This is a genomic window from Verrucosispora sp. ts21 (assembly GCF_002879555.1).
Taxonomy (GTDB): domain Bacteria; phylum Actinomycetota; class Actinomycetes; order Mycobacteriales; family Micromonosporaceae; genus Micromonospora; species Micromonospora gifhornensis.
This window is the reverse complement of sequence record NZ_PNOZ01000048.1, coordinates 1-11,991: the sequence shown is the minus strand read 5'-3', so window position 1 is coordinate 11,991 and position 11,991 is coordinate 1. Positions and strand designations below refer to the sequence as shown.

The window sequence follows — 11,991 nt, the reverse complement described above, 5'->3', positions numbered from 1 at the left end:
ATGTTCGACCTCAGTGGCCGGCTGGCCGTGGTGACCGGCTGCCGCCGCGGCATCGGCCTGGCGATGGCCGAAGCGCTCGCCGCGGCCGGCGCCGACGTGATCGGCGTGAGCGCCGCCCTGGAGGAGACCGGTAGCGAGGTCGCGGCCCGGGTCGGCGCGCAGGGGCGTTCGTTCGTGCCGTACCGCGCGGACCTGTCCGACCGCGAGGCCGTCCGGGCGCTCGCGCGGTGGCTCGGCCAGCGGGACCGGCCGGTGGACATCCTGGTCAACAACGCCGGCACCATCCGCCGCGCGCCGGCTGTCGAGCACTCCGACACCGACTGGGACCACGTGCTGGAGGTCGACCTGTCCGCGCCGTTCCTGCTCGCCCGCGAGGTCGGTCGGGACATGGTGGCCCGGGGCAGCGGGAAGATCATCTTCACCGCGTCGATGTTGAGCTTCCAGGGGGGCATCACCGTGCCCGGCTACGCTGCGGCGAAGTCGGGGATCGCCGGGCTGACCCGTGCGTTGGCAAACGAGTGGGCGCGGCACGGCGTCAACGTCAACGCCATCGCACCGGGCTACATCAGCACGGACAACACCCAGGCGTTGCGCGAGCAGCCGGAACGCAACCAGGCGATCCTGGAACGGATCCCGGCCGGACGCTGGGGGCGGCCCGAGGACCTCGCGGGGATCACCGTGTTCCTGGCCTCCGACGCCGCGGCCTATCTGCACGGGACGATCATCCCGGTCGATGGCGGCTGGCTGGCCCGCTGAACTGCCGTGCCATTGACTCCTGCAGTGTTATCGATAACATTTTATCTCTCGACACAGGAGAAGGACACCGTGGTTGCCGGTGCGGCCACCGTCGAAGTCGGAGGTCACTCCCCGGATTCGGCTGGTAGGAGGGGGTTTCATGCGGCTGGCAGGCCGGGTGAGGTACGCGGGGCGGCTGCCGGGCGGTACCACCACCGCCACGTTCGTCGCGCTTGACCGCGTACGCCGTCAGCCGGTCGACGCGGCTGCGGAGCAGCGGGCCGCGACGGCCGCCTTCGACCTGGCCTACCGCGCCCTGCCCGCCAGCCGGCGGCGGCTGTTCCGCTGTCTGGGTCTGCATCCGGGCCCGGATTTCGACGTGTGCGCGGCGGCGGCGCTTGGCAACCTGACCCTCGTGCACGCCCGGCGCACCCTGGCCGACCTGGTGGAGCGCCGGCTGGTCGTCGAGTGCGGGGCCCGCTACCGGATACCGGACCTGTTCGTCGAGCATGCGCGCCGGCTGGCCCTCGACGAGCCCGTCGTGCTGCGCACCGCCGCACTCGTCCGGCTGGCCAACGTGGACCGGATTCCGCACGCCCGTCGCGGCCCGACCGCATAGCCGCCACCACACAGCCCCGACGCAGCAAAGCGTACCCATGAACATCTGATGTAAGCGACCGGCGAACGCTGCGCCGGTCGCACTCTTCGGCATGTCCGGGTGTCGGGCCTTCCTTCCCCCAGAATCACCACTGGCAGCGGTTTTCGCGGGTCCATCCGGCAGGTCCGAGACAAATATCGACCATTGCCTATTGCCTGAGGCGGTAGTAACATTCCCGAAACACATCATATGTCTGCCTGTTTCGCAGGCTACCGGCGACCTGACGCATCGCGGCCGCGGCTGGCTTCAACGGGCTGATTCCTCATTCAGTGTTTCCGCGCGCTTCGGGTGGCCGGGATCGGTCACCGCCTTGGAGGATCGATGTCAGACCTGACCCGACGGCAGGCCCTCAAGATCGGCGCGGCGGGCGCCGGGGGTGCCCTGCTGCCGCTGCCCTGGACCGCAGTCGCCCGCGCCGACTCGGTGGCACCCCCACAGGTGCTGGCGGCCGGCGACCTCGCGCTCTGGTACGACCGCTCTGCCGGCACCGACTGGCTGCGGGCGTTGCCGATCGGCAACGGCCGACTGGGCGCCATGGTGTTCGGCAACAGCGACACGGAACGGCTCCAGCTCAACGAGGACACCGTCTGGGCCGGTGGGCCGCACGACTCCAGCAACCCCAGAGGTCAGGGCTCGCTCGCGGAGATCCGGCGGCTGGTCTTCGCCAACCAGTGGACCCAGGCCCAGAACCTGATCAACCAGACCATGCTCGGCAACCCGGTCGGACAACTGGCCTACCAGACGGTCGGCAACCTCCGGCTGGCCTTCGCCAACGCCAGCGGCACCTCGCAGTACAACCGGCAGCTGGATCTCACCACCGCGACCACCTCCGTCAGCTACGTGATGAACGGGGTGCGCTTCCAGCGGGAGGTCTTCGCCAGCGCGCCGGACCAGGTCATCGCGATGCGGTTGACCGCCGACCGGTCCGCCTCGATCACCTTCACCGCGACGTTCGACAGCCCGCAGCGGACCACCGTGTCCAGTCCGGACGGGGCCACGATCGCTCTCGACGGCGTCTCCGGTAACCAGGAAGGCGTGACCGGGGCGGTCCGGTTCCTCGCGCTGGCGCACGCCACCGTCAGCGGCGGCACCGTGAGCAGTTCCGGTGGGACGCTGCGGGTCAGCGGCGCCACAAGCGTGACCCTGCTCATCTCGATCGGCTCCAGCTATGTCAACTTCCGCAACGTCGGCGGCGACTACCAGGGCATCGCGCGGCGGCACCTCACCGCGGCCCGGGCCAGCAGCTACGACCAGCTGCGCGCCAGACACGTCGCCGACTACCAGGCGCTGTTCGGTCGGGTCAGTCTCGACCTGGGGCGTACCTCGGCGGCGGACCAGCCGACGGACGTACGGATCGCCCAGCACAACTCGGTGAACGACCCGCAGTTCTCGGCCCTGCTCTTCCAGTACGGCCGGTACCTGCTGATCTCCTCGTCGCGGCCGGGCACCCAACCGGCGAACCTCCAGGGCATCTGGAACGACTCGCTGACCCCGGCCTGGGATTCGAAGTACACGATCAACGCGAACCTGCCGATGAACTACTGGCCGGCGGACACCACGAACCTGTCCGAGTGCTACCAACCGGTCTTTTCGATGATCCAGGACCTGACCGTCAGCGGCGCGCGTACCGCCCAGGTGCAGTACGGGGCCGGGGGATGGGTCACCCACCACAACACCGACGCCTGGCGTGGATCGTCGGTGGTCGACGGCGCGTTCTGGGGGATGTGGCAGACCGGCGGCGCGTGGCTGGCCACCATGATCTGGGACCACTACCTGTTCACCGGCGACCTGGACTTCCTGCGCGCCAACTACCCCGCCATGAAGGGCGCCGCGCAGTTCTTCCTCGACACCCTGGTCACCGAGCCGAGCCTCGGCTACCTGGTCACCAACCCGTCGAACTCACCCGAGATCGGCCACCATGCCGACGCGAGCGTCTGCGCCGGCCCTACCATGGACAACCAGATCCTGCGGGATCTCTTCGACGGCTGTGCCCGAGCCAGCGAGATCCTCAACACCGATGCCACCTTCCGGGCTCAGGTCCGGGCCACCCGCGACCGGCTCGCCCCGACCCGGATCGGCTCGCGTGGCAACATCATGGAGTGGCTCTACGACTGGGTGGAGACCGAACGCAACCACCGGCACGTCTCGCACCTCTACGGCCTCGCCCCCAGCAACCAGATCACCCGGCGCGGCACCCCGCAACTGTTCGAGGCCGCCCGCCGGACCCTGGAGATCCGCGGCGACGACGGCACCGGCTGGTCGCTGGCCTGGAAAATCAACTTCTGGGCCCGCCTCGAGGAAGGCAACCGCGCCCACGACCTCATCCGCTACCTGGCCACCACCGCCCGGCTCGCCCCCAACATGTTCGACCTGCACCCACCGTTCCAGATCGACGGGAACTTCGGCGCCACCGCCGGCATCGCCGAGATGCTGCTGCACAGCCACGCCGGTGAACTGCACCTGCTGCCCGCCCTGCCGGCCGCCTGGCCCAACGGCTCGGTCAGTGGCCTGCGCGGGCGCGGCGGGCACACCGTCGGCATCACCTGGAGCAACGGCCAGGCCACCGAGATCCTCGTGCGGCCGGACCGGCCCGGCACCGTACGCCTGCGCGGTCGGATGTTCACCGGCACCTTCACCGTCGTCGACACCACCGACGGCACGCCGGCCCGCACCACCCGCGTCGAGACCGACCTGATCGAGGTCACCGTGCAGGGTGGACGCACCTACCGGGCCACCGGCTCGGCGGCGACCGCACCGACGCTGGAGCAGAGCTTCAGCAACGCCAGCACCACGAACGACTCCAACACCGGGGCGGCCAACTTCGACGGCAACGGCGCCAGCCTCTCCGCGCAGGCACTGGCCCAGGCCGGCGTCACCCCGGGCAGCACCGTGAGCCGCAACGGCGTGAACTTCCGTTGGCCGAATGTGGCCCCCGGCGGCGCGGACAACGCCATCGCCTCAGGGCAGTCGATAAGCGTGACCGGCACGGGTCGTACGCTCGGGTTCCTCGCCACCGGCACCTACGGTGCGGTGTCGGGCACGGCCACGGTGGTCTACGCCGACGGCAGCCGGCAGAGCTTCACGTTGAGCACCCCCGACTGGTACGGCGGACCGCACTCCGGCGCCACCGCCGCCATCGTGACGGCGTACCAGAACCGGCCCGGCAACCAGCGGCACAACGTCGCCGCCTGCGTCTACTACGTCGGGGTGGGGTTGCAGAACAAGCCGGTGAGCCGGGTCGAACTGCCGAACATCAGCGCGCGACCGGCAGCCAACGTGCCGACCATGCACATCTTCGCCGTCGCGATCGGCGGCTGAGCAACGTCCGGGTCGGCCCCCAGGAACGTTCGGGTCGGCCCCAGGAACGTCCGTGCCCGCTCCGCCGGGCGGGCACGGACCATCGAAAGCGGCGCGCCGGCCGCGCACCACGGGGGTGCCGCGGCCGGCGCGCTGCGTCAGGAGCCGATCCTCACCGACGCGTCACCGCTGGGCCAGCAGCCACCGCAGGATGCTGCTGTCCTCGTACGTCGGGCCGTAGGCGGCGTGGTGGTCCGGCAGCGAGAACGCCTCGTCGCCGTACTCGGTGTAGCGCAGCAGCTCGGCGGTCCGCTCGGGCGAGGTGCCCTGCGCCTCGTACGCCGCCCGCAGCGCGGCGTGCGTGTTGCGGGCCAGCGAGATGTTGAGCAGGTGGTCGTTGACCCCGTGGGTGATCCAGAGCGGCACCTCACCGGCGGCGATCGCGGTCGCCTGGGCGGCGCTGATCTGGAAGCCACCGGTGACCAGGCCGGCGGTGAACAGGTCGGGCCGCTTGGCGAACGCCTCCCACAGCAGACGCGAGCCGTACGACACGGTGGTGGCGTAGACCCGGCCGGTGTCCACCGGGTGGTCCTTGACGAACTGCTCGACCAACCGGATCAGCAGGTCCCCCTCGGCGGGCAGACCGACCCGCTGGTTCTGCGGGGCCAGCACGATGACGTCCTCGGTGCTGCCGGTCCAGCTCGACTGCAACCAGGCCGTCGCCGGGATGTCGGCGGCGATCTGCACGCCCAGGTTGTCGCCGTCCCAGCCCATGCCGTGGCCGGGCAGCACCACCATCAGCGGGTACGTCCTGCCGGGCTGGTAGTTCTTCGGCAGGTGGTAGTGGTACGGCAGCACCATGCCGCCGTTGAGGTACGAGCCGTACCGGAAGTCGTCGACGAGCAGGTTGACGGCCTTCTCGGTGACCCGGTGCGCGGTGCTCGGCGCCGCCTTGGCCAGCACCGGGCCCTTGCCCTTGCCGTTGCCCGGCTGGGCGTGGACGTCCTTGCGCTGGACCACCCGGGTGGGCAGGTCATCGTTGACCTTGACGTGGCACAGGAAGGTCGGGCACTTGGAGAGCACGACGGTCCAGCCGAGGTTCTCGTCCGGGTCCAACTCCACGATGACGTACCGCCCCGGCACCGACCGGCGGTCGGCGCGGACGGTCGGGGCGTCGTTGGTGTAGGTGTGGGTGACCGTCCGCTCCGCCAGCTTCGGCAGGTCTTCGATCGGGTTGAAGCGGAAGTTGTACGTGGTGTCGGACACCGCGAAGGTCGAGGTGTCCAGGGTGCGCGGGTTGACAGTGGCGGGGTACTCGACGGCGACGGCCGAGACCTTCTGACCGTAGGTGTAGACGGTGGTGATGGGGGTGATGCCGGCGATGCCGCCGGCACCGCCCCGGTCGCCGGCTGCGGCGTAGGCCGTACCGGACATGCCGATCGCCAGCGCCGCGGCGACGGCGATCAGCGCCCTGCGCAGTCTCATCGATCCTCCCTGGTGGGGTGCGACTGGCCCGCGCGTGCTGACAACTGCTCAGGGGAGCCGGGGATGCAGTCGCTAAACTGATTTAGCAGAGCATCTTCCGGGAGTCGGTGTGCTGTCAAGGACAGGCGGCTGTCGAGGCCCGAGGCTGCCTGCGCGGGTTCACCGTGTCCGGCCGTCCCTTGTGGTCGCCGATGTCACCCTTTGTGGTCATCGATGTCGCACCCGGTGCGCGACGGGGCGCAGGGCGACGTTCGGGCGCTGCGCGGCGGTCGTCGGCGAGTCGCGTTCGACGCCGCAGAGGCATCCTCAGGTGTCGATGAGATGCTGCTTCGCCCGTCGCCTTCACCCGCCCTGACCTGCGGCTACCTGGCTGATCGGAGGAGTCGTGGGAACGTTACGAGACCGTGACCGCTGGATTTCCGGGCAGGTGTTGACCTGCTACATGTGAGCGCTAACACTTGGCCTCCAAGTGCGACCCACGCAGCCGGCTGACGGCGCGGGTTCAGATTGGGGAAGCCAGTGAGCAGAAAAATCCTGGCCGCTCTCGGTAGCGTCGTCCTGGCGCTGAGCATGGCGGCCTGCAGTGGTGACGGCGCCGGTGGTGGCGGCAACGACAGCGACAAGCCCGGCGATCTGACCATCGGCGTCTCGATGCCCACCCAGACCTCCGAGCGGTGGATCGCCGACGGCAACTCCGTCAAGGAGAAGCTGGAGGCCAAGGGCTACAAGGTGGACCTTCAGTACGCCGGCGACGACATCCCCACCCAGTCGCAGCAGGTCGACCAGATGATCACCCGTGGTGCCGATGTGCTGATCATCGCGGCGATCGACGGCACGGCGCTCAGCGGACAGTTGCAGGCGGCGGCCGACGCCAAGATCCCGGTCATCGCCTACGACCGCCTCATCCGGGACAGCCCGAACGTCGACTTCTACGTCAGCTTCGACAACTTCAAGGTCGGCGTGGCACAGGCCACCGCGCTTCTCGTCGGTCTGGGCCTGCAGACCAAGGACGGCGGGAAGGGCGAGGCGACCGGGCCGTTCAACATCGAACTGTTCGCCGGGTCACTCGACGACAACAACGCCCACTTCTTCTTCAACGGCGCCATGGAAACCCTCAAGCCGTTCATCGACGCCGGCACGCTGAAGGTGAAGTCCGGTCAGACCAAGATCGATCAGGTGGCGATCCTGCGCTGGCAGCAGGAGGGCGCGCAGAAGCGGATGGAGGACCTGCTGACGTCGAGCTACAACGACGGCAGCAAGGTCGCCGGGGTGCTCTCGCCGTACGACGGCCTGTCGCGCGGCATCATCACCGCCCTGCAGAACGCCGGCTACAGCGGCGACATGCCGGTGGTGACCGGACAGGACGCCGAGATCGCCTCGGTCAAGCTGATCAACGACGGCGTGCAGAGTTCCACGATCTTCAAGGACACCCGGCTGCTGGCCGAGCAGGCCGTGGTCGCCGGTGAGTCGTTCCTCCAGGACAAGACGCCGCAGGCCAACGACACCGAGACCTACAACAACGGGGTCAAGGTCGTCCCGTCGTACCTGCTGCCGGTGCAGACCGTGTTCAAGGACGACATCAAGCCGGTCCTGATCGACTCCGGATACTTCACCGCCGAGGAGGTCGCCGCCGGCCAGGCCAAGGGCTGACGGCACTCCCCGGGCTCGGCGGCGGGTGCCCGCCGCCGAGCCCGGACCACCCCATTTCGCCCCGCACCACGATCGAGACCGCAGGACGGTGATCATGGACGACCACATCCTCGAGATGCGTCGCATCACCAAGACCTTCCCGGGGGTGGCGGCGCTCCAGGACGTCACCCTCGCCGTACGACGTGGCGAGATCCACGCCATCTGCGGTGAGAACGGCGCCGGCAAGTCCACCCTGATGAAGGTGCTGTCGGGCGTCTACCCGACGGGCAGCTATTCCGGTGAGATCCTGCTCGACGGCAAGCCGGTGGACTTCCGCGGCATCCGCGACAGCGAGGCCCACGGCATCGTCATCATCCACCAGGAACTCGCCCTGGTGCCGTACCTCTCCATCGCCGAGAACATCTTCCTCGGCAACGAACGCCGTGGCCGCAGCGGCCTGATCGACTGGAACCGCACAAACGCCGAGGCGGCGCGGCTGCTCGCCTCGGTCGGCCTGCACGAGAACCCGGTCACCCCCGTGGTGCAGCTCGGCGTCGGCAAACAGCAACTTGTCGAAATCGCCAAGGCGCTGTCCAAAGAGGTCAAGCTGCTGATCCTGGACGAGCCGACGGCCGCGCTCAACGACGTCGACTCCGCGCACCTGCTGAACCTGATGCGCCGGCTGCGCGACCAGGGCATCACCTGCATCATGATCTCGCACAAGCTCAACGAGATCACCTCCATCGCCGACTCGACCACCGTGCTGCGCGACGGCCGCACGGTGGAGCGGCTGGAGATGGGCTCGGGCGAGGTGACCCAGGAGCGGATCATCCGCGGCATGGTCGGCCGTGACCTGGACAGCTTCTACCCCGACCGGGTCTCCTCCCCGGGGGCGGAGGTGCTGCGCATCGAGGACTGGACCGTGCGGCATCCCACCCAGGACCGGCTGGTCGTCGACGGCGCGAGCCTCGACGTACGGGCCGGCGAGGTGGTCGGCATCGCCGGGTTGATGGGGGCGGGCCGTACCGAGTTGGCGATGAGCGTCTTCGGGCGCTCGTACGGGCGGGACATCTCCGGTCGGCTGTACATGCACGGCAAGGAGATCAGGGCACGGTCGGTGTCCGAGGCGATCGGCAACGGCATCGCGTACGCGACCGAGGACCGCAAGCGCTTCGGCCTCAACCTCATCGACGACATCCGGCACAACGTGTCATCGGCCGGGCTGCACAGGCTGGCCCGCGCCGGATGGGTGCACGACAACGAGGAGACCCGGGTCGCCGAGACCAGCCGGCGCGACATGAACATCAAGGCGCCGAGCGTGCTGTCCGTGGTGGGCAAGCTCTCCGGCGGCAACCAGCAGAAGGTCGTCCTGTCGAAGTGGCTGTTCACGGATCCGGACGTGTTGATCCTGGACGAGCCGACCCGGGGCATCGACGTCGGGGCGAAGTTCGAGATCTACACGATCATCAACCAACTGGTGGCCGACGGTAAGGCGGTCATCATGATCTCGTCCGAACTGCCGGAACTGCTGGGCATGTGCGACCGCATCTACACCCTGTCGGCGGGCCGGATCACCGGCGTGCTGCCGGCGGCCGAGGCGACCCAGGAGAAGCTCATGGAACTCATGGCGAAGGACAAGGAATCCGTCAGATGACCAGCACCAAGCCCTCCTCGGTGCACAAGAGCGGGTCGGCCGAGAGTACGCCCGCCGACGCACTGCACGTCGGTAGCAGCGACCCGCGTACGCTGATCATGAACAATCTGCGGCAGAGCGGCATCTTCGTGGCGCTCGTCGTCATCGTCGCGCTCTTCGCCTTCCTCACCGACGGTCTCTCGCTGAGCCCCGGCAACATCACCAACATCGTCCTTCAGTACTCGTACATCCTGGTGCTCGCCATCGGCATGGTCATCGTGATCATCGGCGGGCACATCGACCTGTCGGTCGGCTCGGTGGTGGCGCTGACCGGCGCGGTCTCCGCCGTGGTCGTCATCCGGCAGGGGCAACCCTGGTGGCTCGGGGTGCTCGCGGCGGTGGCCGTCGGGCTCGCGGTCGGTGCGTGGCACGGCTTCTGGGTCGCGTACGTGGGCATCCCGGCCTTCATCGTGACGCTCGCCGGAATGCTGCTGTTCCGTGGTCTGACACTGCGGGTGCTCGAGAACGTCTCGCTGTCGCCGTTCCCGGCGGAGTACAACCAGATCGCGGCCGGCTTCCTCAACGGGCTGATCGGCGGCGACGGCTACGACGCCTTCACCCTGCTCATCGGTGGCATCGCGGTGGCCGGGTACGTGGTGAGCTGCTTCCGCACCCGGCTCGCGCGGATCCGCTACCAGCAGCCGGTGGAGTCGTTCGCGTTGTTCGTCGCGCGAATGGTCCTGGTCGGCGCCGTGGTCATGTGGTTCGCCTGGCAGCTGGCCAACGCCCGGGGCCTGCCCATCGTGCTGATCATCCTGGCCGTGCTGGTGCTGGTCTACGGGCTGCTCACCCGGCGTACGGTGTTCGGTCGGCAGGTGTACGCGATCGGCGGCAACCTGCCGGCGGCGATGCTGTCGGGCGTGAAGGTCCGTACGGTCAACTTCTGGATCTTCGTCAACATGGGCTTCCTGTCCGCGGTGGCCGGCGTCATCTTCTCCTCCCGCTCCAACGGCGCGCAGCCGGCGGCCGGCAACATGTTCGAGCTGGACGCGATCGCCGCGGCGTTCATCGGCGGCGCGGCCGTCACCGGTGGCGTGGGCACCGTGGTCGGTGCCATGGTGGGTGGCCTCATCATGGCGGTGATGAGCAACGGCATGCAGTTGATGGGCGTCGAGCAGTCGATGCAGTCGGTGGTGAAGGGACTGGTGCTGCTCGTAGCCGTCGCGTTCGACGTCTACAACAAGCGTCGCGCCGGGACGAGCCGTTGACGGTTCGGTGTGGGTGGGTCGCCCGGCCCTCGCCTTGACGCCACGGCAGCTGTTGACCACACTGCCTCGCGTCAGGGTGTCCGCATCGACGCTGATGCCGGAGGATCGGTGTGGTCCAGGAGGAGATCCGTCGGCGCAACGCCAGCACACTGCTGCGCCATGTGCATCTGGACGGTCCGCTCTGCCGTGCCGACCTGGCCGCGCGGATGGGGCTCAACCGCAGCACCATCCGCGCGCTGACCACCGAGCTGGCCCGGGTCGGCCTGGTCGAGGAGGAGTCCCCGTCGGACACCGGTCGTGCCGGCCGACCGTCCCTGCTGGTACGTCCCGCCTCCGACCGGATCTACGTACTCGCCTTCGACGTGGCGGTGGACCGGCTGGTCGCCGCCCGGGTCGGGCTGGGCGGCGTCATCCTGGACCGTCGTGAGGCGGTACGCCCCCGCGCCGGGCCCGACCTGCCGCAGGTGGTGGAGGTGCTGGCCCGCTTCGGTCGCCAGTTGCATCGCGCCGCGCCGCCGTCGGCCACCTGCGTGGGCGTGGGCGCGTCGTACTGCGGGATGATCCGCCCCGGCGACGGGATGGTGCGCTTCGGTCCCGACCTGGGCTGGGTCGACCAGGCATTCGGCGCCGAACTGGGTCGCCGGCTCGGGCTCGGCCTGCCGGTGCTGGTGGGCAACGAGGCGCACCTGGGCGCGCAGGCCGAACACCAGCGTGGCGCGGGCGTCGGCCTGCACAACCTCATCTACCTGCACGGGGACGTCGGGGTCGGCGGCGGGATCATCGTCGGTGGTCGGTTGCTGGGCGGCGACGGCGGCTACGGCTGCGAAGTCGGGCACATGGTGGTCAACCCGTACGACGGGCGGGCCTGTGGGTGCGGCTCGTACGGCTGCCTGGAGGCCGAGGTCGGCGAGCGCGCCCTGCTCGACGCCGCCGGTCGGCCCGCCGAACTGTTCGGCCGCGACGCGATCCGCGCGGTGACCGACGACGCCGACCGGGGAGATCCGGCGGCCCGCGAGGCGCTGCGGCGCGTCGGTGACTGGCTCGGCATCGGGGTGGCGAACCTGATCAATCTGTTCAATCCCGGGATGGTGGTGTTCGGCGGGATGCTGTGCGACCTGTACCCGGGCGCGGCCGACCAGGTCCGTGCCCGCATCGCCCGCAACGTCCTGCCGGTCGCCCGCGAACACGTCAAGCTGCGCATCGCCGCCCTCGGCGACGACGCCACCCTCACCGGCGCCGCCGAACTGGCCTTCACCCCCCTCCTCACCAACCCCCTGACCCCCCTC

Annotated in this window: 8 protein-coding genes; 7 read left to right on the top strand and 1 reads right to left on the bottom strand. The window is 69.2% G+C overall.

The features are described 5' to 3' along the window. The 3 genes from C1A38_RS20415 to C1A38_RS20405 all read left to right on the top strand — a co-directional run bounded on the left by C1A38_RS20415 (position 1) and on the right by C1A38_RS20405 (position 4,711). Complete coding sequence (locus C1A38_RS20415; RefSeq protein ID WP_199180270.1) at positions 1-756, top strand: SDR family oxidoreductase; 756 nt, start codon at positions 1-3, stop codon at positions 754-756. Positions 757-895: 139 nt separating this feature from the next. Next, a complete protein-coding gene (locus C1A38_RS20410) occupies positions 896-1,354 on the top strand; it encodes a hypothetical protein (protein WP_102659362.1) in 459 nt (152 codons plus the stop codon). 360 nt (positions 1,355-1,714) lie between these two features. Then, positions 1,715-4,711 (top strand): glycoside hydrolase family 95 protein, encoded by a 2,997-nt coding sequence (locus C1A38_RS20405; RefSeq protein ID WP_102659361.1) that lies wholly within the window; start codon positions 1,715-1,717, stop codon positions 4,709-4,711. Between the two features lie 162 nt (positions 4,712-4,873). Here C1A38_RS20405 and C1A38_RS20400 read toward each other — a convergent pair whose 3' ends face one another. Then, complete coding sequence (locus C1A38_RS20400; protein WP_102659360.1) at positions 4,874-6,175, bottom strand: hypothetical protein; 1,302 nt, start codon at positions 6,173-6,175, stop codon at positions 4,874-4,876. Between the two features lie 519 nt (positions 6,176-6,694). On the opposite strand from C1A38_RS20400, the gene chvE reads away from it, so the two are divergent. The 4 genes from chvE to C1A38_RS20380 all read left to right on the top strand — a co-directional run. Then, complete coding sequence (gene chvE, locus C1A38_RS20395; protein WP_043720736.1) at positions 6,695-7,825, top strand: multiple monosaccharide ABC transporter substrate-binding protein; 1,131 nt, start codon at positions 6,695-6,697, stop codon at positions 7,823-7,825. A 94-nt stretch (positions 7,826-7,919) separates the two neighbouring features. Beyond that, complete coding sequence (mmsA, locus tag C1A38_RS20390; RefSeq protein ID WP_102659393.1) at positions 7,920-9,458, top strand: multiple monosaccharide ABC transporter ATP-binding protein; 1,539 nt, start codon at positions 7,920-7,922, stop codon at positions 9,456-9,458. Continuing rightward, positions 9,455-10,705 carry a multiple monosaccharide ABC transporter permease gene (mmsB, locus tag C1A38_RS20385; RefSeq protein WP_102659359.1) on the top strand — a complete coding sequence of 417 codons (1,251 nt, stop codon included), beginning with the start codon at positions 9,455-9,457 and terminating at the stop codon, positions 10,703-10,705. Before mmsA ends, mmsB begins: the two co-directional genes overlap by 4 nt. Before the next feature lie 110 nt (positions 10,706-10,815). Next, on the top strand, positions 10,816-11,991 hold a 1,176-nt coding region (locus C1A38_RS20380), incomplete at its 3' end, for an ROK family transcriptional regulator (protein WP_102659358.1).